This is a genomic window from Bacteroides sp. ET225 (genome assembly GCF_024733745.1).
GTDB classification, from domain to species: domain Bacteria; phylum Bacteroidota; class Bacteroidia; order Bacteroidales; family Bacteroidaceae; genus Phocaeicola; species Phocaeicola excrementipullorum.
In genome coordinates this window covers 20357-42816 of sequence record NZ_JANRHN010000016.1, presented here as the reverse complement: position 1 = coordinate 42816, position 22460 = coordinate 20357, and the positions used below count along the sequence as shown (strand labels likewise).

19 protein-coding genes are annotated in these 22460 nt (G+C 50.0%); 13 read left to right on the top strand and 6 right to left on the bottom strand.

Going from position 1 to position 22460, the window contains the following annotated elements; translation table 11 throughout:
* Positions 1–34: 34 nt before the first annotated feature.
* The 3 genes from NW212_RS08485 (at position 35) to NW212_RS08475 (ending at position 3711) form a co-directional block, all read left to right on the top strand.
* Entirely contained in the window at positions 35–1084 is a 1050-nt protein-coding gene (locus NW212_RS08485; RefSeq protein WP_258338220.1) for an asparaginase, read from the top strand.
* A gap of 102 nt (positions 1085–1186) precedes the next feature.
* A complete protein-coding gene (locus NW212_RS08480) occupies positions 1187–1876 on the top strand; it encodes a response regulator transcription factor (protein WP_258338219.1) in 690 nt (229 codons plus the stop codon).
* Between the two features lie 26 nt (positions 1877–1902).
* On the top strand, positions 1903–3711 hold the full coding sequence (locus NW212_RS08475; RefSeq protein WP_258338218.1) for a cell wall metabolism sensor histidine kinase WalK: 1809 nt from the start codon (positions 1903–1905) through the stop codon (positions 3709–3711).
* Between the two features lie 245 nt (positions 3712–3956).
* Here NW212_RS08475 and NW212_RS08470 read toward each other — a convergent pair whose 3' ends face one another.
* A complete protein-coding gene (locus tag NW212_RS08470; protein ID WP_258338217.1) occupies positions 3957–4745 on the bottom strand; it encodes a DUF4738 domain-containing protein in 789 nt (262 codons plus the stop codon).
* Between the two features lie 34 nt (positions 4746–4779).
* Positions 4780–6096 carry a UDP-glucose/GDP-mannose dehydrogenase family protein gene (locus tag NW212_RS08465; RefSeq protein WP_258338216.1) on the bottom strand — a complete coding sequence of 439 codons (1317 nt, stop codon included), beginning with the start codon at positions 6094–6096 and terminating at the stop codon, positions 4780–4782.
* A gap of 119 nt (positions 6097–6215) precedes the next feature.
* Here NW212_RS08465 and NW212_RS08460 point away from each other — a divergent pair, with 119 nt between their 5' ends.
* The 6 genes from NW212_RS08460 (at position 6216) to hydF (ending at position 13149) form a co-directional block, all read left to right on the top strand.
* Positions 6216–7283, top strand: coding sequence for an SPOR domain-containing protein (locus NW212_RS08460; protein ID WP_258338215.1), 1068 nt, complete (start codon positions 6216–6218; stop codon positions 7281–7283).
* A gap of 24 nt (positions 7284–7307) precedes the next feature.
* Positions 7308–7850 (top strand): FHA domain-containing protein, encoded by a 543-nt coding sequence (locus NW212_RS08455; RefSeq protein ID WP_258338214.1) that lies wholly within the window; start codon positions 7308–7310, stop codon positions 7848–7850.
* A gap of 101 nt (positions 7851–7951) precedes the next feature.
* Positions 7952–9427, top strand: coding sequence for a 4Fe-4S dicluster domain-containing protein (locus tag NW212_RS08450; RefSeq protein WP_258338213.1), 1476 nt, complete (start codon positions 7952–7954; stop codon positions 9425–9427).
* Positions 9428–9436: 9 nt separating this feature from the next.
* Positions 9437–10492 carry a [FeFe] hydrogenase H-cluster radical SAM maturase HydE gene (hydE, locus tag NW212_RS08445; RefSeq protein WP_258338212.1) on the top strand — a complete coding sequence of 352 codons (1056 nt, stop codon included), beginning with the start codon at positions 9437–9439 and terminating at the stop codon, positions 10490–10492.
* Between the two features lie 2 nt (positions 10493–10494).
* Complete coding sequence (gene hydG, locus NW212_RS08440; RefSeq protein WP_258338211.1) at positions 10495–11913, top strand: [FeFe] hydrogenase H-cluster radical SAM maturase HydG; 1419 nt, start codon at positions 10495–10497, stop codon at positions 11911–11913.
* A gap of 45 nt (positions 11914–11958) precedes the next feature.
* Positions 11959–13149 (top strand): [FeFe] hydrogenase H-cluster maturation GTPase HydF, encoded by a 1191-nt coding sequence (hydF, locus tag NW212_RS08435; protein ID WP_258338210.1) that lies wholly within the window; start codon positions 11959–11961, stop codon positions 13147–13149.
* A 104-nt stretch (positions 13150–13253) separates the two neighbouring features.
* Here hydF and NW212_RS08430 read toward each other — a convergent pair whose 3' ends face one another.
* The 4 genes from NW212_RS08430 to NW212_RS08415 all read right to left on the bottom strand — a co-directional run bounded on the left by NW212_RS08430 (position 13254) and on the right by NW212_RS08415 (position 17268).
* On the bottom strand, positions 13254–13727 hold the full coding sequence (locus NW212_RS08430) for a DUF4625 domain-containing protein (protein WP_258338209.1): 474 nt from the start codon (positions 13725–13727) through the stop codon (positions 13254–13256).
* Between the two features lie 64 nt (positions 13728–13791).
* Entirely contained in the window at positions 13792–14553 is a 762-nt protein-coding gene (locus tag NW212_RS08425; RefSeq protein ID WP_258338208.1) for a DUF4625 domain-containing protein, read from the bottom strand.
* Between the two features lie 51 nt (positions 14554–14604).
* Positions 14605–16800 carry a TonB-dependent receptor gene (locus NW212_RS08420; RefSeq protein ID WP_258338207.1) on the bottom strand — a complete coding sequence of 732 codons (2196 nt, stop codon included), beginning with the start codon at positions 16798–16800 and terminating at the stop codon, positions 14605–14607.
* 135 nt (positions 16801–16935) lie between these two features.
* On the bottom strand, positions 16936–17268 hold the full coding sequence (locus NW212_RS08415) for a hypothetical protein (protein WP_258338206.1): 333 nt from the start codon (positions 17266–17268) through the stop codon (positions 16936–16938).
* A gap of 130 nt (positions 17269–17398) precedes the next feature.
* Here NW212_RS08415 and NW212_RS08410 point away from each other — a divergent pair, with 130 nt between their 5' ends.
* The 4 genes from NW212_RS08410 to NW212_RS08395 all read left to right on the top strand — a co-directional run bounded on the left by NW212_RS08410 (position 17399) and on the right by NW212_RS08395 (position 22095).
* Positions 17399–17821, top strand: a complete 423-nt coding sequence (locus tag NW212_RS08410) for a Fur family transcriptional regulator (RefSeq protein ID WP_258338205.1) — start codon at positions 17399–17401, stop codon at positions 17819–17821.
* Positions 17822–18225: 404 nt separating this feature from the next.
* Positions 18226–18849: a hypothetical protein gene (locus NW212_RS08405; RefSeq protein WP_258338204.1), complete on the top strand. Its 624-nt coding sequence runs from the start codon at positions 18226–18228 to the stop codon at positions 18847–18849.
* 458 nt (positions 18850–19307) lie between these two features.
* The gene (locus NW212_RS08400; protein ID WP_258338203.1) at positions 19308–19964 is read left to right on the top strand and encodes a response regulator transcription factor; all 657 of its coding nucleotides are present in this window, start codon (positions 19308–19310) and stop codon (positions 19962–19964) included.
* Between the two features lie 40 nt (positions 19965–20004).
* Positions 20005–22095 carry a leucine-rich repeat domain-containing protein gene (locus NW212_RS08395; protein ID WP_258338202.1) on the top strand — a complete coding sequence of 697 codons (2091 nt, stop codon included), beginning with the start codon at positions 20005–20007 and terminating at the stop codon, positions 22093–22095.
* Positions 22096–22460: the final 365 nt, after the last annotated feature.

The window sequence follows — 22460 nt, the reverse complement described above, 5'->3', positions numbered from 1 at the left end:
TTTGTGCCAATTAAGCATAGAAACAAAAGACAACATGATAAGACCAGATTATCCTTCCGTTCTGCTCATTTACACTGGAGGAACAATCGGTATGATAGAGAATCCGGAAACCGGAGCATTGGAAGCGTTCAACTTCGACCAATTACAGGAAAATGTACCGGAATTGAAGCGGTTCAACTACCGTATCTCATCGTATCAGTTCAATCCGCCCATCGACTCCTCCGACATGGAACCGTCACTTTGGGCCAAACTTGTGAAGATCATCGAGTACAACTATGAAAATTTCGACGGATTCGTCATTCTTCATGGAACTGATACGATGGCTTACACGGCCTCGGCACTGAGCTTCATGCTTGAGAACCTGAGCAAACCGGTCATCCTTACCGGAAGCCAGCTTCCGATCGGCGTTCTGCGCACCGACGGAAAAGAAAACCTGATAACTTCCATCGAAATCGCGGCCGCAAAACACGCGGACGGAACAGCCATTGTGCCCGAAGTGTGCATCTTTTTCGAGAATCATCTGCTCCGAGGCAACCGGACAACCAAAATCAACGCGGAAAATTTCAACGCTTTCCGCTCATACAACTATCCGGCTCTCGCCACAGTGGGCATCCACATCAAGTATGAATACGACAAAATCCGGAAAGTGGATCCGACACTGCCGATGCACGCGCATTATGTATTCGACACAAACGTCATTATCCTGACCCTCTTTCCAGGCATACAGGAAAATATCGTAAGCACCGTACTTAACCTTCCGGGACTGAAAGCCGTAGTCCTCAAGACATACGGATCGGGAAATGCACCGCAAAAGGAATGGTTCATCCGCCTGCTGGCCGACGCCACCCGCCGCGGCATCGTCATAGTAAACATATCGCAATGCCAGACAGGCATGGTAGAAATGGCGCGCTACGAAACCGGACTGCAACTCATTGATGCCGGCGTGATCAGCGGATATGACTCAACGGTAGAAAGCGTGCTCACCAAACTGATGTTTCTGCTGGGACACAATCTATCGCCGAAAGAAATACGCAACGAACTGAGCCACCCGTTGGCCGGAGAATTTACCCGCCCCAAACTGTAACATAATTGTAACAGTTATTTCATAAGGAAGAAACAAGATACGGCCATCTTTGCCCTCAAAAACAGACCAAACATTTCTAATTATAAAAAACGGAAACAAGCCATGAACAATGATTATCGTATATTGGTCGTAGATGACGAAGAAGATTTGTGCGAAATTCTGAAATTCAACCTTGAAATGGAAGGATATGCAGTAGACACAGCCAACTCCGCAGAGGAAGCTCTCAAACTGGATCTGGCTCAGTACAGCCTGCTGCTGCTCGACGTGATGATGGGAGAAATTTCCGGCTTCAAGATGGCCAGCATGCTGAAAAAGAACAAGGACACGCAAAACATACCCATCATATTCATCACCGCCAAAGACACGGAAAACGACACGCTCACCGGATTCAACCTGGGCGCGGACGACTACATATCCAAACCGTTTTCATTGCGCGAGGTCGTAATGAGAGTAAAGGCCGTGCTGCGCCGCACAGCCGGAGTGCAGACACAGACTCCCGAACAGCTTGCATATAAGGGGCTGGTGGTAAACATACCGCAGAAAAAGGTGACCATCAACGGCGAGGAAGCTCCGCTGACAAAAAAGGAATTTGAAATCCTTCTGCTTCTGCTGCAAAACCAGGGAAGAGTGTTCTCGCGCGAAGACATCCTTGCCAAAGTATGGCACGACGAAGTTTACGTGCTTGACCGTACCATTGATGTGAACATCACCCGCCTCCGCAAGAAAATCGGAGAATACGGCCAGCGAATCGTTACTCGCCTGGGATATGGATATTGTTTTGAATGTGAATAAAAAAGACTGCGACTGCTAAAACTGCCATGACTAAAATTTCTTTACGGTTTCTTTCGTTCAGCCAAAAGCTGTTCCTCTCTGTCGTGTTCCTTTTTCTGAGCTATGCCGTCTGCTTCATCCTCTTCCAGTACCAAAGAGAGAAGTCGTTCAAATCAGAACTGCTGAACATCCAGCTGCAAAACTACAACAACCAGGTATATGGTTTCATCGCCGACAACAAAGGCTTTACAGGAGAAACCATGCAGCATTATGTCACCACGCACATGATTCCCAACCTGCGGGTCACCATCATCAAACCGTCGGGACAGGTGATTTACGACAACACAAACCGAAACTGGAAGTCGTTTGAGAACCACGCGGACAGAGAAGAAATACAGGAAGCCTTAATGTACGGAAGCGGATACTCGATAGGCAGGCAGTCTGAATCGAATGAGGGGCAGGAATATTTTTACTCGGCACGCTACTACCCTCCCTACCGGCTCATTGTACGCTCTGCGCTTCCCTATAACGTAAGTCTGGCAGAACATTTGCGCGCAGACTCGGGCTACCTGTGGTTCGCGTTCATCATCTGTTTTCTTCTGCTTGTGATCTTCTACCGCTTCACCCGCAAGCTGGGAGTGTCGGTAACCAAATTGCAGCAGTTCGCCATGAAAGCGGACAGAAATGAGCCTATCGACATGGACATCCTGCAAACGTTCCCCAAAAACGAATTAGGAGAAATCTCCCAGCATATCATCAAAATCTACAAAAGACTGCACCGCACCAAAAGTGCCCTATACATCGAGCGCGAGAAACTGATTCTGCATCTTCAGACATCGCACGAGGGGCTGGGCGTGTTTACGAAAGAGAGAAAAGAAATCCTGGTGAACAATCTTTTCACTCAATACATCAACAATATATCCGACAGGCATCTGCATTCGACAGAAAAAATCTTTTCCATACCTGAGCTCCAGCCCATCAATGACTTTCTGTCCCAGAACATCAGCACGGAGAGTTTCAGCAAAGAGGAGAAGCGCTTCTCGATGCACATCAACAAAAACGCGCGCTCTTTCACTATCGAGTGCATCATCTTTCAAGACATGTCGTTCGAAATATCAATCAATGACATGACACAGGAAGAAGAGCAGGCACGCCTGAAACGCCAGCTTACCCAAAACATCGCTCACGAACTGAAGACTCCGGTAAGCAGCATCCAGGGGTATCTTGAAACCATCATCAACAACCCCAACATCCCGCAGGAAAATGTGCGCTCGTTTCTTGAGCGAAGCTACGCGCAAAGCAACCGCCTGACTTACCTGCTCCGCGACATATCGGTGCTGACACGCATGGACGAAGCCCCCGAAATGGTGGAAAAGGAAACGGTCAACCTCAGCAAGATTGTCGGAAACATTCTGAACGAGGTGGCTATGGGACTTGAAGAGAAACATATCACGGTGGTCAACAAGATGCCGATGAACCTTATTGTGACCGGAAGCAGCTCGCTGCTGTACTCGATTTTCCGCAACCTGACAGACAATGCCATAGCTTATGCAGGCACAAACATCAAAATAACCATCAGCTGCTTCCGGGAGGACGAACGCTACTATTATTTCAGCTTTTCCGACACTGGCGTAGGAGTCCCTGAAGAACACTTGAACCGCCTGTTCGAACGGTTCTACAGGGTAGACAAGGGACGCTCCCGCAAACTGGGAGGAACCGGCCTCGGCCTTGCCATCGTAAAAAATGCGGTCATGTTCCACGGAGGCACAATCTTCGCGAAAAACAGAGCAGAAGGAGGCCTTGAATTCGTATTTACACTGCTGAAAGATTCCGGACCCAATATACGGGAACAATGACACAATCCGAATGATACCGGAGCTAATTCTATGTTCCAGCGTTTGAACTATACAGTCCAGCAGCTGGACTGTATAGTCCACGTATGTGGACCGTACGGTTCACGCGCTGGACTATAGAATACACAAGCGCATGTGCGTATTTCCCACGGGAAAACACATACGCCTCAACTGCTCAGCGCAAAAAAGAAGCGAGCAAGAAAACCTCCGGAAAACGGAGATGCAACAGCCAAAAGAAGCGTCAGGAACTATCTTACCCGGTAGGTCAGTTCTCCGTCACGGCTGATGCCCAGTCTTACGTTATAGCAAATGGCACCGCCCGGAACGCAAAGAGTGGCCTGATACCAGAAGCCTTCGCTGTCGATCCCCGCAAAATTCATATCAGACAAGATGGCAGAGCGCAGAAAATCCGCAGGAACCACTTGCGAGAACATTTCCTTATTCATATCGCGTGCAAACAGGCATTTCTTTCCCTGGTATATACAGATATGGATAATGTTGTCGTAGTAAATGTTCTCAACGGGAAGCCCTTCTTCGCTCACGCCCATATTGACAACTTTCTTCCTGGTCGGATTGATGTAAGCATACCCTCTGAAACGTTCTCCGCCATAAACGATGACAGAGTCCTTTTCAACGACCTCATCGGCCGTTTCCGGCACTTCCACCGCTGTTCCGAACGAGATCGTGTCCGTTTCGGCCTTGTGCAGGGAAACCATATCGCCGGCAAGCGTCCGATATCGCAAGAAGTACATTCCCCTTTCCTGTATCGGATAGTTCAACGTGTCCGCCCCGAATACGACCAGCGTATCATTCCTCACTGTAAAAGACATGGGCAGGTTTATCTGGCTGGCATAATAGATGCTGTCGCCTTTGATCTTGAAAAGCGGAAGCTCCGTATTATCATCCAGCCATATCCCCTGAAGCTCATGCACAGCCGTCGAATCAATCTCATCCTTGCGCTCTTCGCCGTTCTTCTGCGACGAGTTACACGCTACGCATAAAAGCACGCAGAGTGCCGTGAAATGAAACTTTCTCATATTCTTTCCTTATGCCTTGCCTCTGCCAAGCCGGCTATTTGCTTCCGATGCAATGGTAGGCAATGCCTGATTCGGCAAGTTCTTTTCTGTCATAAATATTGCGTCCGTCAAAAATGACGGCATTGTTCATTGTCTTCTTGATGACTCCCCATGCGGGCAGACGGAATTCTTTCCATTCGGTCACGAGCAGCAAGGCATCGGCATCAAGCAAGGCATCGTACATGTCGCAGGCATAATAGACGGCATCCCCGAAACGGCGGCGGGCCTCGTCCATGGCGGCCGGATCGTAAGCACGCACAACGCATCCCGCCTTCAGCAGCCGGTCAACCAGCACCAGTGCAGGAGCCTCGCGCATATCATCGGTTTCAGGTTTGAAGGCAAGCCCCCAAAGAGCAATTGTCAGGCCTTTCAGATTCCCCTCATAATATTTCTCAAGCTTACGGAAAAGGATATCCTTCTGGTCTTCATTGACTGCTTCCACCATCTTGAGCACGCGCATCGAATAGCCGTGCTCTTCTGCCGTGCGGATAAGCGCCTTCACGTCTTTCGGGAAGCAGGAGCCGCCGTATCCGCAGCCCGGATACAGAAATTTCCGCCCGATTCTCGTATCTGACCCCAAACCGCTCCGCACCATGTTTACATCGGCGCCCACCAGTTCACAAAGATTGGCAATGTCATTCATAAAGCTGATGCGGGTGGCCAGCATTGAGTTGGCCGCATATTTGGTCATTTCAGCCGAAGGTATATCCATAAATATCACCCGGAAATTGTTGAGGAGGAACGGACGATAAAGCTTGCTCATCAGTTCTTTCGCCCTTTCCGAATCAACGCCCACCACCACACGGTCGGGAGTCATGAAGTCTTTTATGGCATTTCCTTCTTTCAGGAATTCCGGATTGGAAGCCACGTCGAAATCTATCTGAACGCCTCTGTTGCGCAGCTCTTCCTCTATCACGGCCTTCACCTTGCGCGCCGTCCCCACAGGTACCGTGCTCTTTGTCACCACCAGCACATAACGGTTCATGTTCCGCCCGATAGTATGAGCCACCTCAAGCACGTACTGCAAGTCTGCACTTCCGTCCTCATTGGGAGGAGTGCCGACAGCCGTAAATACGATAGACACATCGTCCAAACAGTTTTCGAGCGAAGTCGTAAAGCTCAGTCTGCCGGCCTTTACATTACGGAGAACCATTTCCTCCAGCCCCGGCTCATAAATGGGAATCTCACCCTTATTCAATGACGCGATCTTTTCGGCGTTCGTATCAACGCAAACCACATTCGCTCCGGTTTCTGCAAAACAAGTGCCCGACACCAAGCCCACGTATCCTGTTCCGACAATAGCTATATTCATATCCTTGAACTGTTTTTTTAAATGTTTCAGCGCACAAAATTATAACAAATTTGGATTAGATGAGAAATTTGCCTCAGAAAGATACTTCAGATAACAGAAAAAAATATTAATTTTGCGTTATGAATGAATTAGCGAAACATATAGAAGTATTGCTGCTTGAGAACGATTGTGTCATTGTTCCGGGGCTGGGGGGATTCATCGCGCACAACCGTCCGGCATCCTATGCAGAAGAAAAACATATATTCGAGCCTCCCATGCGCACCGTGGGGTTTAATCCGCAACTCATCATCAACGACGGATTGCTCGCGCAGTCATACATGCAGACATACAACACCGACTTTCCCGACGCAACGAGAAGAATTGAAAAGACGGTAAACGCAATCAAAGAAGACATTTATCGGGAAGGACAGGTAAAGCTGGAAAATATCGGCACATTATATTATAATATGAACGGACTGTATGAGTTTGAACCGTCAACCCGTTCTTTCTTCACTCCGGACCTTTACGGCCTGGAAGGATTCAGCATGGCTCCTCTCGCTGAAATCCGCCGCATACCTTCCGTTTCCGTGCCCGCCAAGGACGAAAGCAAAACAACGGTTTCGTTGTATAATTGGCTGCGCACCACTGTAGCGGTTGCAGCGGCTGTTCTGCTGTTCTTTATCCTCTCCACTCCGGTAGAGAACACTTACATAGACGACGCCAACTTCGCTTCGCTCGGCTCGATCGACATGTTCGATGCCATCCGCGACCAGTCTGTCGCCACTTCCCTTTCTCTGCAAAAGCAAAAAAGCCCGAGCAAAGAAGACGACAAGAAAAAAGCGCGCAACAATATCAATACGCTCAAGCCGGTCAAAGTAAAAACCGAAACCGTAGCGGCCAAAACAGCAACAAAAAACATAGCAAAGGCGGAGAAGAAGACTGAAAAGGCAGAGAAGAAAACTGAAAAGAAGGTTGCCGGAAAACGTTCCTATGTCATAGTGGCCAGCCTGACCAGCAATGCCGACGCGCAGAGAACGCTGAAGAGCTTCATAAAAGACGGCTATACAGACGCAGAAGTCGTAGAGTCGAACGGCCGCTTCCGCATCGCCCTCGGGCACTTCTCGAATGAAGCCGATGCTTACCGCAAAGTGCAGGAGATCAGAAAGATTGACAGCTTCAAGAATGCATGGGTCTTCACATCCAAATAACCATCTTATTCTTATTTTCCGCTTATGAAACGTGTCAGATGCCCCAAGTGCGACAATTATATACAGTTTGATGAAACAAAATACGAAGAAGGACAGTCGCTCGTCTTTGTCTGCGACAATTGCAAAAAGCAATTCAGCATCCGTATCGGAAAAACAAAGCTGAACGCAGCCAACCGCCGCGAAGAAAAAGTTGACGAAAAAGAAGGAATACAGGATTTCGGCAATATAACAGTCATCGAAAACATTTTCGCCTACAAACAAGTGTTCCCTCTCCACGAAGGAGACAACCTGATCGGAAGGCGCAACAAGGGGGACAAGATAGACATACCCATTGAAAGCAATGATCCGAGCCTGGACAGAAGACACTGCTACATCAATGTTTCAAGAAACAAGCAGGGAAAACTGACCTATACGCTGCGCGACAACAACAGCGTGACGGGCACGTTCCTGATGAACAGCCTGCTCGGGCCGAAAGACCGCATACGGATTGAAGACGGCGCCGTGGTGAGTTTGGGAGCCACGACCTTTATCCTTCATGAAGCGCTTGCCGAGGATACGGACAGATAAACGCCTGCCCGCATAAGCAGGCTTCCCGGATCCGGCATGCGTCCTGCATATCCCGCACATGAAACCCCGAAACGAATACTAACTTTTAACTTTTTACATACATGGCTTTTACTAACAACGTAATGATTGTCCGTCATAAGCTGCTGGAAAATCTGGTAGCCTTATGGAAGGAAAACCAACTTGTTGAGAAGATTGACCGCGTCCCCATCGAAATGACACCCCGCCGCTCGCAGCCCGTGGGACGGTGCTGCATACACAAGGAACGCGCTGTCAACAGATACAAATTGCTTCCGTTGCTGGGATGGGACATGACCGACGAAACCGATGAGCTGACTCCCCTGTCCGAATATGCCCGCAAAGCGTTGGAACGCCGCGGAAAGATCAAGGAGAACATCCTTTGCGTCATCGACGAAGCGTGTTCTTCGTGCGTGCAGGTCAACTATGAGGTAAGCAACCTTTGCCGCGGATGCGTGGCAAGAAGCTGCTACATGAACTGTCCGAAGGGAGCTGTCCATTTCGACAAGAAAACCGGACAGGCGCACATAGACCATGACAAGTGCATAAGCTGCGGACTGTGCCATAAAAGCTGCCCTTACCATGCCATCGTATACATTCCTGTGCCATGCGAAGAAGCATGTCCGGTAAAAGCCATCAGCAAGGACGAAAATTACATCGAGCATATTGATGAAAGCAAATGTATATATTGCGGGAAATGCCTGAATGCCTGCCCCTTCGGAGCCATCTTCGAAATATCTCAGGTATTCGACGTTTTGGAAGAAATAAGAAACGGGAAACAAGTGATAGCTCTTCCCGCCCCTTCTGTACTGGGACAGTTCAAAGCCAGCATCGATCAAGTATACGGCGCACTGAAACAAATCGGATTTGCTGATGTAATCGAGGTTGCGGAAGGTGCCATGCACACCACAAGCAACGAGGCGCACGAACTGCTGGAAAAACTGGAAGAAGGACAGAAATTCATGACCACTTCTTGCTGCCCGTCGTATATCGAACTGGTAAACAAGCATATCCCCGGCATGAAGCCGTATGTTTCGTCTACCGGCTCTCCCATGTACTACGCTGCACGCATCGCACGCAAGAAATATCCGGACGCTAAAATCGTATTCATCGGTCCGTGCATCGCCAAACGAAAGGAAGCGCAGCGCGACGAATGTGTGGACTATGTGATTACCTTCGAAGAACTGCATCCGATTTTCCGCGGACTGGGCATCGAACCGGAACAAGCCAATCCTTACAAGGTGGCATACGAATCGGTCTGCGAGGCTCACGGATTCGCACAGGCCGGAGGCGTTGCAGGAGCTGTCAAGGCTTATCTGGGTCCCAAAGCAGACGGCATCAAAGTGCTTCAGTTCTCTGACTTCAACAAGAAGAATATCGGCGTTCTCCGTGCGTATGCAAAGACAGGAAAAGTGGACGCACAGTTCATCGAGATGATGGCATGCGAAGGAGGATGCGTGACCGGACCAAGCGCGCACAACGATCCGATGGCAGGCCGCCGCCAACTGAACCAGGACCTGCTGAAACGTACACTGAAATACGAGAACCTCCGCGAAGAATAAACTCTTCTTATGATAGAACTGATCAAGCGTCTTCGTCGGGAACACACGTTAGCTCCCGACGAATTCCGCACGCTGCTGACCGGATGCACACCCAAGATGCTGGAGGATATCTGCGGAGAAGCCAGGGAAGTGGCGCAAGAATCTTTCGGAAACAGAATCTATATCCGCGGACTGATTGAGATTGGAAACGGCTGCCGGAACGACTGCTACTATTGCGGCATCCGCCGGAGCAACCGCCTTGTGAAACGCTACCGGCTGGACAATGACACCGTGCTGGAGTGCTGCCGGAAAGGATATGCCCTTGGATTCCGTACCTTTGTCTTGCAAGGAGGTGAAGAAAGCGAAGCCGCAGACGAAGCCATGGCAGAACTCATCAAACGCATCCGTGAAGAATTTGCCGACGCAGCCATCACGCTCTCGCTGGGAGAAAAGCCGGCCGAATCATACGAACGTTTTTTTCGGGCCGGAGCAAACCGGTACCTGCTCCGCCACGAAACGCACAATCCGGAGCATTACCGGACACTGCATCCCCAAAGCATGTCGCTCGTCCACCGGCTCCGCTGTTTGGACGACTTGAAGCGAATCGGATTCCAGACGGGTACGGGCATCATGGTGGGAAGCCCCGGGCAGACAGTGAATCATTTGATAGAAGACATACTCTTCATCGAAAAGTTCCGTCCGGAGATGATTGGGATCGGCCCTTTCATCCCACACTGCGACACACCTTTCGCTGCATCTCCTCCGGGAAGCCTGGAACAGACGCTGCTGATGCTTTCGATCTTCCGACTGATGCATCCGCATGCGCTCATACCTTCCACCACTGCGCTTGCCACCCTTTCGCCCAAAGGACGCGAACGGGGAATTCTGGCCGGAGCAAACGTGGTGATGCCCAACCTCTCTCCGGCAGAAGAGCGGAGCAAATACGCGCTCTACAACAACAAGGCTTCGATGGGAGCAGAATCTGCGGAAGGGTTGCGGCAACTGAACCGGCAATTGAAAAGCATCGGATATGAAGTTGATTACGGACGGGGAGATCACCCTTCCAGAACGAAAAGAACACTATAATTATGTATAAAAAAGAATCCAGAAAAGCGGAAGAATTCATTTGTCATGAAGAAATCATAGAAACCCTCGATTATGCAAAACAGCATGCAAACAATCTCGGCACAGTACGTTCCATCCTTGAAAAGGCCCGTGCCTGCAAAGGACTCACGCACCGGGAAGCTGCCATACTGCTGGAGTGCAGCGATCCGCAACTGACCGATGAAATTTACCGGTTGGCACGTGAAATCAAGCAGAAGTTCTATGGCAACCGGATTGTCATGTTCGCACCGCTGTACCTATCAAACTACTGCATCAACAGCTGCACTTACTGTCCGTACCATATCAAGAACAAACATATCGCCCGGAAGAAACTCACTCAGGAAGATATCCGGAGAGAAGTCATCGCCCTGCAGGACATGGGACACAAACGGCTGGCTATCGAAGCAGGAGAAGACCCGCTGAACAATCCGATAGACTATATCCTGGAATCCATAAAAACCATCTACAGCATCAAGCACAGGAACGGAGCCATCCGACGCGTCAATGTGAACATAGCAGCCACAACTGTCGAGAACTACCGGAAACTACGCGATGCAGGCATCGGCACGTATATCCTGTTTCAGGAAACCTACCACAAAGAAAACTACGAAAAGCTGCATCCACGCGGACCGAAAAGCAACTATGCCTATCATACGGAAGCGATGGACCGTGCCATGGAAGGAGGCATAGACGATGTGGGCATCGGCGTGCTGTTCGGACTGAATACGTACCGGTATGATTTCGTCGGGCTGCTGATGCACGCGGAACATCTGGAAGCGGCCTTCGGTGTAGGCCCGCACACCATCAGTGTGCCCCGCATCTGTCCGGCAGACGACATTGATGCCGGCAGCTTCAAGGATGCCATCTCCGACGAAGTGTTCCAGAAAATCGTAGCGGTCATCCGCATCAGCGTACCTTATACAGGCATGATCATCTCCACCCGCGAATCACAGCGGTCGCGCGAAAGGGTGCTCGAACTGGGGATCTCCCAGATAAGCGGAGGGTCGCGCACCAGCGTGGGCGGATATGCAGAAGCTGAACTTCCGGAAGAAAGCTCAGCACAGTTCGACATAAGCGACCACCGCACATTGGACGAAGTGGTGGCATGGCTGCTGAAATTAGGATATATACCCAGCTTCTGCACTGCCTGCTACCGGGAAGGACGCACGGGCGACCGCTTCATGTCGCTGGTCAAGACCGGACAAATCGCCAACTGCTGCACTCCCAACGCATTGATGACACTGCAAGAATATCTGGAGGACTACGCTTCTCCGGAAACAAGGCTCCTCGGAACAGACATGATCCGCCGGCAGATGGAAGAAATTCCCAACCCTGCCATACGCCGCCGTGCCGTAGAAAATCTGACACGGATCAAAGAAGGCAAACGCGACTTCCGATTCTGATTCTTCCGGAAAAGCCGCTTACGCAAACATTTAATATACAATTCTATGAACGAAACTCCCCGATCCAACCGCCTGCATATTGCCTTCTTCGGCAAACGCAACAGCGGAAAGTCTTCACTCATAAACGCGCTGACCAGCCAAACCATATCTGTCGTTTCTGACGTGCCCGGAACCACCACCGACCCCGTGCTGAAAGCAATGGAAATTCATGGCATAGGTCCCTGTGTCTTCATCGATACGGCTGGACTTGACGATGAGGGCCAGTTGGGCGAACTGCGCATAAAACAGACGCTGCGCGTCATGGAGCGCACAGACATCGCACTGATGGTATGCACAGACGGCGACATCACCCGGGAAATGCAATGGGCCGGACGGCTGAAAGAAAAAGATGTCCCCGTTATCTGGGTTCTCAACAAATGTGACCTGCTTGACGCTCCCCAACAGACTATGAGGCAAATCGAGCAGATATGCGGACAGGTGCCGCTTCCAGTCAGTGCAAAGCAGCGCCAGGGAACGGAAGAAATACACCGGCGGATTGCCCAGCTGCTGCCCGACGAAACCATGAACCGCGGACTGCTGGGAGGACTTGTTGAAGAGGGAGAAACCGTCATGCTGGTCATGCCGCAAGACCTGCAAGCACCCAAAGGAAGGCTCATCCTTCCGCAAGTGCAGACCATACGGGAGCTTCTCGACAGAAAGTGCCTGGTGATGAGCTGCACCACAGACAAGATGGACCAGATGCTCCAAGCGCTTGCACGTCCCCCCAGACTGATTATAACGGATTCGCAGGCTTTCAAAACAGTATACGAGAAAAAGCCGAAGGACAGCAGACTGACTTCATTCTCCATACTCTTCGCACAATACAAGGGCGACATCGATTATTTCCTGAAAGGTGCGGAAGCCATCGGAAGGCTTACTGAGGATTCACGCGTGCTGATAGCCGAAGCGTGCACCCACGCTCCCATGACAGAGGATATCGGCAGGGTGAAGATTCCGAACATGCTGCGCAAACGCATAGGCGGGGGACTGCAGATTGATGTGGTGTCGGGCAACGATTTTCCGGAAGACCTCTCCCCCTACAGCCTGGTCATTCATTGCGGAGCCTGCATGTTCACCCGCAAATATGTGCTCAACAGAATCGCTTCAGCTAAGGAACAGCACGTGCCGATGACGAATTACGGAGTTGCCATTGCATGCCTGACCGGAATACTTGACAAAGTTGAAATCACTCATTGATTCCAGAAGATTTATATAGAGGGTGTGCCAACACAAAATTTGGCAATCAACAGGAAATGGGAATGCCGCTCGTCTTGATAAGACGAAGAATCAGCCACTGAACCTTACTCTACAATTTTCAGACTGATGCCTTTCAACTGCTGCCATCCCGCCTTGTCTGTCAGCCGTACCATAAAGTGATAGTCGCCCGTATCGATGTTTTCGGGGATATCGATATCTACGCTTGCATGAAACAGCATCAGCCCCGGTTCAATGGAGTAGTTCTGATTGTAGACCCAAGGATTGACAGGCTTCTTTTTCGGATTGAGCGTACAGTCAGCTGCCGATGTGGAATGAGAGTGGTGGTCAAAATTGTTGTGTATCTCGATGTTAAAGCTGCCCAGTTCCCGGTTGTCCGTAAAGATATATCGGAAAGCGATGGTTTCACCTTTATGATAAACCTCGCAGTCGAGCGGCGACGGAAGTTCTCCGTCTGTGAAATCCGGTTTCTCCATGTCTTTTTCCGGGTCATCTTCATTGCCGGAACTGCATGATGCCACCAATACGGCGGCAAGCATTAAAAATACGATCTTCTTCATTTTGAATATCTGATTTGAATGAGGCTGTCCGCCATGCAATGGCAAGAACGGACAGCCCGGTTGTTTATTTTTCGGTTATTTGGATTCCTTCAACTTCTTCGGTCGTGGCATTGCCTTCGGCATCTGTCACGGTAAAGTGAAGATGGTATTCACCGGCGGGAGCATCGGCAGGCACTTCGATGTGTTCATGAAAGTGAACCGAAGTTTCCCCAAGATACTTGCCTGTGAAAATGGACGTAAACTCATATCCGGCATCACTGTTGTGCAGCTCCACCTCTATCCCGGCGATTTTCAAGGGTGCAGTTATATCCGCTTCCAAATGCAGCTCTTCTCCTGCTGCGGCTGTCTTGCCGTCATCTTTACCCACTTCAGCAAGTGCCACCTTGGGTGCCCCATCGGCAGGCACGGTAATTTTCAGTTCGGACGTGACCGCCGTGCTTTGCCCCTTTTGGTCTGTGACTGCCAGCGTCAGTTCATAGTCGCCTGCAGCGGTATTGGCAGGAATATCCACATGCTCGTGGAATGTAGCGTTGCGCACACCGATATACTTGCCGTCGGTCCATGATGCGGCAAGCACAGCATTTGTACCGTCCGCGCTTGCAATGCTCAGGTCTATGCGTCCGATAAGCCCCTCGGCTTCCAGCTCGCTTTCAAGATGCAGGTCTTTCCCTGCTACTACGGACTTGCCGTTTCCGCTTCCTACCTCGGCAAGAGCTACCACGGGTTTTGCCACGCCAGTCTGTTCGCCGTCGCTGTCGCACGACGATACTACGAATGTGATTGTACTGAGCAGCAACGATGCTGCCAACAAAATTCTCTGTTTCATTGTCTTTGGTGTTTTTATGGGCGGTATGCCCGGTTTATATTAACAGGTAATCTAGAAACTCCATGCAGCCATAAGCGAGAAGTTGCGCCCAGGTTCGGGTACGCCTATCAGTCGATAGTAACTGGTGTGATCGAAATACCGTCTGTTGAGGATGTTCTCGCAACGGAGCGTCACACGCAGCACGTTTCCGCCAAAGCGAAACGACTTCCCTGCCGACGCAGCCAAAAGCCAATATCCGGGAGTGGGTTCCTCGGGTGGCACGACTTCATTCTGCGCCCCGACTGTCCGGCATTCCACAGCCACAAAGCCGCTGTCGTCTTCATCGCTGGCAGGCAACCCGCAACGGAGTTCCATGTGTGCCGACCATGGGGTAGAGCAAGGAAGCGAATATCCTTTCTTCTCGCCCGAAAGTTGACGTGCATACAGATATTCCCCGTCCGCCTCCAGCACGAAATGCCGCAGGAAACGCCAAGAGAGCGAAGCCTCGAAGCCCCACCGTATAACCCGGCTTTGCATGTATCGGTAGAGTTGCAAGCCCTCGCGATATTCGGACGTGGGATTCAGATAGATGTAGTTCGGGAAATAATTGACATACGGGGTTAATGACACATCCAGCGACCCATGTTCGTATATCAGCCCGGCATCCGCCTGGTACGATTCTTCCGGCTTCAATCCGGCATTGCCTTCTTCGTAGCGGAAGATGTTGTAGTTGATACCATTCATGCCAAGTTCCTTGGCAGTGGGTATACGGAAACTCTTGCCTACATTGGCTTTCAGCAGCCAATCTCCTGTACGCCGATTGACGCCTACAGACCATGTGAAACAGCCAAACGACTGCCTCATGCCGGCGGAGCGCTGCACAAATACGGAATCACCGTCCGGCTGCGGTGTCTTGTACCAGTCACGATAGCTGTGGATACGCACCGTACCGCGGTCGAAGCGTATGCCTGCGCTGAAAATAAGGTCATCGCTGACGACAAAACGGTCGTAAGCATATCCGCCGAACGCCAGTTGCCCGAAGTCGGGCAAAATAAAGCCCCATCCGTCACGGCGGTTTTTCTGGTATTCGGCACTTGCTCCCGCTTGCAGCGAATGCCGTCCGAGCATCAGACGCAACCGGATGCCGGCAGATACCGTCTGCTTCGTGAAACGGCGCTCGAGCGTATTCGGAGGAACAGGCATGTATCCGTGGGAAACGGGTTCCGAATGCTCGCTCTGACGGTTGTGCTGGTAGGCAAAACTGCCCTCCACTGCCCCGCCGTGCCAGTGCCATTCGGTGCGGTTAGACAACATGAGATGGTTTACCGTATGAGAGGGCAAATCCACATCGCGGCACGAACGGTCATAGTCTATGTCCGACAGCATCACCTCAAGACCGTGGGCATTGGCGAAGAAACCGCTGCGTGTATTCACATCCGCCATGCGGAAGCAAGTTTTCATACGGCTTCCCTCGTAGCCGATCAGAAGACTTCCGTCAAGTTCGCGCCCGGCTGTGTTGCGTAACCTCCGGTCGTGAAGCTTGATGTAGTAAGAATAATAGCGTATGCTGTCGGTGGGTATGCGATAGTCGGCATAGTCGATGAGCGTGGCGTTCGCCTTGTACCAGAAGTCGCCGCTGCGCCCCGCCATGCGGAGCGCGGTGCCGACAGACTCGTTGTTGCTCCGGGCAAATAGGTTCACGCTGCCGCCGAAGCGTTCCTTCGGTGCACGGTCGCTTATGAGGTTTATCACGCCGCCGATGGCATCGGAGCCGTAAGTGACCGCTGCCGGACCTTTTATGACCTCCACCTTGTCCACGGCATATTGGTCGGTTTCCAGCCCGTGGTCATCCCCCCACTGCTGTCCCTCGTGCCTGATGCCGTTTTCCGCCACCAGCACACGGTTGAATCCCAATCCGCGTATAACGGGTTTCGATGCTCCGGATCCTACTGCCATCGCTTTCACGCCCGGCAGCCTCTCCAACGTTTGCATCAGCGAGCCGCCAAAGTTGTCCTCCACATACCCCCTTGTCACACCCAGCGTGTTCTGTGCCGAGCGCATCTGTATCTCCTTATAGCCGCTGTTTCCTTTTATCACCACTTCCTTTAGAGAAATGCCGTCCCTCATCATGCGCCCGATACTGTCGGCAGAAACATCGGCCTTCACTGTATCAACAGGGATACGGAGAGGCCCTGCGTTCATCGTGCAGAGCGCATGGCAAGGAATGACGAAAAACAGAAGCATGGTCATCAATGTCTTCTTTTCCATCTGAAAAAAAATGAATGTTGCTGTTTGTTGTGTAAATCCTCCTGTCCGGACAAAGTGCAACCTTTCCTGCATCACAACGCATCAGTTGCAAATCCTGTTTCTCTACAAGGGACAGAAGACCGTAAACGGATTTATCTAAACAAACATATAGGGAGGCGCACGCAACGAGGGTGACGGTCCTTTTCTCTGGATGACATCCGCATACGGACAGTCAATGAAAATATAGACCGGTTGCGCAAAAGGAACAAGAAGAATAGCCGGTGCTTCCACAAAAGGCGACAAGAAGAAATGGCATATCGGGCACGTACCGCCATCATCGCTGCCTTGCGAATGGCTGGAAGCGGAAGCGTGGCAGGTTGCAGCCATGGCTCCATCGTGAAAGTGCGTTGCCTTCACGATGCTTATCGGCATGAGGGTTAGCAAGAGTACCCATGCGATGATGATCCTGTTTCTTCTTTTCCTTTTCATTCTTCTAAGCTCGCGTGCAAAGATAATACTTCCCTTGTAAATGCAACAATGTTTCATATTCTATTTTAGTTAAATTTCATCACACGGGACAAAAAACGTATCTTTGCACCCGTCTTAATTAATACAAATTATGAACGCAACCGATATATTGAAAGAAAAGGGACTGAAAAAAAGTGCCCAGCGCATATCCGTCATCACGATTCTGCAACAGAAGCTGGTTCCCCTCACGGAAGAAGAAATAAAGGAGGACATGGGCGAAATCTATGACCGTGTGACTTTTTACCGCACAATGCAGGTGCTTGTCGGCATGGGGATTGTACACCGTATCGTGGTGGACAATACAACTACAAAGTACGCCCTGAACACGGATGGGGAAAACAAGTCGCACGTGCATTTCTATTGCAGAATCTGCCATGCCGTAATATGCCTGAAGGATGTCCCGGTACACCGCTACCAACTGCATGGCAATTACAAGCAGGAGGATTGCGAGGTCTTGATAAAAGGGGTGTGCCCTGCCTGCATGACCTTCGATTCAGACAACGAAACAAAATAGGAAAAGAACCATGGCAGTTGCTGTGAGAACATATTTTATTGTTGAACAAGGAATAACCGGAATAGTACAATGAATCACATGATTTGTCACTGGCACGGAGTGGCTTTATAAAGACCTTTCTATTAAGAAACTGTTTTGAATTTATCGTGTGCTGATTTGGGATGAGTTTTTGAGGCATTTCCGTTTGTGTGATGAGGAAGATAGCGGGCTATCTGACGAAGAACAGAAGCGGAAAAGACCAAAAAATAGCCCAAAGCACACACGAAAACGAATACATCAAGCCAAGAAAAACTTTTTGGAGAAATTCAAAACAGTTTCTAAGCCATCCGGTGCCTTTTCTCCCTTTTTATTCGTTTATTCCGGAAATATTTCGTAAATTCGGGACAAACCAATGAACAGCAGCTATGAAACCCATTTTTCACTTCGGATGCGGACTCGTCATGGGCTCCTTCCTCACAATGTTTCTGGCCTCGCTTTGGGGAATCTCTTCGCTGAACGAAAAAAGCCAGACAGATGAAAAAGAAACGGCACAGGTGGTGCAGCAGGAACAACCGTCCGCACCCGAAACTACCGCCGGCGAGAGCAAAACGCACCAGTCCCGAACTGTCGAAAAGAGAACGGTATCCGCACAGCCACAGAAGCGTGCAAAGAAACAGGAACCCGAACCTCAGCATACAGCAGCAAAGCCGCAGCTGAAACCGGTGACAACAGCGGAAATAGCTGCAGAAACGGAAGCCCTTCCCGAAGAAATAACACAGCAGACACCTCCGGAGCGCAACACCCGGACGACACGGACGCAGGAGGAAGAGAGCAGACAGTACACGGAAATACAATGGAAAGGGGAATCTTATTCGCTTTACATCGGAATGCCGAAGGAAGCCGTGCGCGAAATATTCGGAAAACCCGGAAACGTAAACGTGATGAATCTGTACGACGGGGTACACGAAAACTGGCAGTACCGGTCGAGAGGGCACATGTTGATGCTCTCGTTCATCAACGGAAAACTGGACGGGATCATGCAGCTATAATTCCCCAACCAACAGACGGGCAACAGACCGGCATCTGCTCCCCTGTCTTTACAGCAGGCTGTGAAAGGAAAGGTTCTGCCAGCCTATGAAACAACGGCATTTCCTGCGGAATAATCTGTATCTCCAGGCTAGAGATATACATCTCCAGCCTGAAGACATACATCTTCAAGCTAAAGATGCACGTCTTTAGACTGAAGACAGACTTTTCTGCGGGAAATCCCGCCGTTGTTCATGCGAAACAACCCGAAAATGAAACGGCAGTTTCCGCATCGGGAACGCGCCGAATTCAAGACGACGACAGAAGCTATCATTGGAAAAACAGGTCCCGCATACCGACAACAGGCATGATTTGACCGAAAAACCACTAACAAAGCCTCTAAAATCACGGTTTTTGATGATGCCGTATATCTTAAAAAAACTTTTCTTTGCAACATAGTTCTAAACATAGTACTGAATTGATGGAAGAAGGGAAAGACATACGGATGCTACTGGTGGACGATCACGAACTGGTATTGCAAGGATTGAAATACATCATAGAATGTTCATTGCCGGATGTGAAGCATATCTGTACGGCATCATCCGGCCGAGAAGCCATTTCCCTCATTACATCCCAACATTTTCATTTGTGCGTGCTGGATCTGGAACTGCCCGACATGTCGGGGCTGGATGTCATCGCCTGCATCCGCGAGAAAAATGCCGGCACACGCATCATTGTGAACACCATGCACGAAGAGCTGTGGTGCATCAAGGAACTGCTGCAGCGCCAGGTGGACGGTATTCTGTTCAAGTCCGTTTATCCGAGCGAAATGCTGGAAGCCATCCGCCGCATATTGCGGGGAAAGACCTATTACTGCGAGCAAGTGCGCCGGACACGCGCCAAAATGGAACGCAGCGACAAGCAACGGCGCGACACGCTGACTCCACGAGAGTTGGATGTGCTGAAACTGCTGTCTGAGGGGAAGACCACGCAGGAAATAGCACGCGAACTTTGCGTATCAACCAATACCGTCGACACGCATCGCCGCCATCTGCTGGACAAATTGGGGGCGCGCAACGTGGTCGACCTCCTCATGACCGCCATAGCCAAAGGAATTATCACGGTCCGCAAACGCTGATTCTTTATTAATATACAATTTACCATTAATCTTATAGCTTATGTTACGAAACTGGTTACTGTTATTATTTCCTCTTCTGTTCTTCTCAAGTTTTAGCGGCTGTTCCGATGATCCCGATGACGAATGGTCAGATAACAATGACTCGTCGATAGGGGTATCCGACAATGAAAGTTCTACACTTGACGGCGCCCCCGCCTTCGCGCGTTTTGAGGATTCACAGCTTGACGTACCCTCCAATCCATTGGAACCCATATCGGTGGTTCTCTACACCAACCTGGCTGCTCCGCAGGTCGAAATTACGACGGACGAGATAGAAGAGTTCGTTTACGTCTATGAAATAACGCCGCCTGACATGGGAAACGACGGACGATGCGAGGTGATGCTGAACGTATTTCAGAACCATCTGCAATATAACGATGAAACAGGCAGTGAAGAAGTACGCTCAAGACAAGCCACACTGAACATCGTTTCCGGAGGAAAGAACCTTGCCTCTCTGAACATCGTACAGGAAGCGCCGCCCTTCTGCTCGCTGGACGGCAATGTACAGTCTACCTTCAGTACCCTTAGTTTCCCTTTCACAGCTACCGAGTCCACCGCAGAAATATGCTATTATCTTTCTGAAACTCCCCTTTCCAGTTCGGAGGCGTCAGACATTCTTTCTGACAACTGGCAACATGAACATGAAGAACTTGTTTTGTCAGAAGGACAGACAACGTTTTCACTGGATTTCGACGGCCTTTTCGCAAATACAACCTATTATCTCTATATCCGTCCGCGGGACGAGTTCGGCAACATGTTAGACGATGACTATTACAGCGAATACACCGCTTCCACAGCTGCCGGGGAAAGCGAACAAGACCTTGTGCTGCTGGTCAGTGCCAACCCTGCCAATAACTTTACGGTATATATACCTCTTCACAGCGATTACACAACAGGTACGTTGGATTGGGGAGACGGCACAGTGGAAACAGTGAACAGCGGAACATACCATAGCAACATTTATCATAAGTACAATGTCACCTCGACCACCGAGTTTCAAGTACGTTTCAGCGGGAAAATGACCAATATGAGCCTTAGCGCCTTCGGTACTGCTCCTACTTCTGCACGGGAAAATACATTGTTAGGTATTCTTCAATGGGGATATACGGGATTGGAAGAAATCGATCTGGGTTATTTCACAAGCCTTTCGTACGTGGCAACGGATACACAAGGTGCTTTCCGCAACATGAAACACTTTGGTGTAGAACCATACGGAGGAAGTTTCACGGAAACCAGCATTACAGAAATCCCCGAAGGTTTCTTTGACTATGCTGTCAATGCAACGAGTTTCGACTTCACTTTTGGCGGATGTTCAAAGCTGGCTTCTCTGCCTAAGGGATTATTCAAGAACTGCACGAAAGCAAAGAGTTTTCAGCGTACTTTCATCAGTTGCACCTCACTGACAGAATTGCCTGCCGACCTGTTCAGCAATTGCCCGGAGGTAACCACATTCGAAACAACGTTCCACAGCTGTTCCGGACTGAAAGCAATCCCTGCGGGACTTTTCGATGCCTGCACCAAGGTTACCAGCTTTGAAGGCACTTTCGGCGACTGCACTTCGCTGACCTCAATTCCGTCCGGACTGTTTGCCCATAATAAGCAGGTGAATTACATAGGCAAATGCAGTCGCCGTGATGATCATTTAAACGGCGGCAAAGGAGTGTTCGAGGGTTGTACAAGCCTGAGAGAAATACCTGACGGCCTGTTTGACTCATTCACAGAGCTTTGGGATGCGTCTTTTGCTTTCAGCGATTGTAAAGAAGTGAAAACATTGCCTGCTGATTTGTTCAGAGCTTGTACTAACCTGCAATATCTGGAAAGTACTTTTGAGAGATGTTCTAACCTTCAGTCGCTGCCAGCCTCACTGTTTGACAATAACCGTCAACTGAGATTTCTTATCTCACTGTTTAAAGGTTGCACTTCTTTGTCCGGTGAATCACCTTATACAACGATAGGAAGCGGCACGAAAGTACACCTCTATGAACGCAGCAATTATAATACCGAATTCGTAACGCCCAATAATTATACGGGATGTTTCCGTGAGTGCACAGGCTTGTCAGACTACGATGCCATGCCGGGATATTGGAATTAAAATATCAGGCATCCAAAGCCTTCTGCCGAAAGACCGCCGGCAAATGCATGGATGCTGAGATTTCTTGCTTGACTGACGGGGGTGCGGCTTCAAAAAGCTGCGCCCTCATTTTTTTTCACAGAAATCCGGCAAAAAACTTGTACATGTCAACACCTGTTTCTATATTTGCGGCAGAACGATGAAATAGACCAATCATGCTTCAAAAGTTTCAAATCAAAGAAAACAGACAGAAAATCATTTCCAGCCGGCAACAAGACGTTGCTAGGGTTGAAAGTGAATGTTGTCGTGTTCTTTGATTTGATGGACACCCCTCCGGCAAAACAGGTTAAGTGCGCCCAAAGCAGACGGGGCCGGAGAAATCTTGG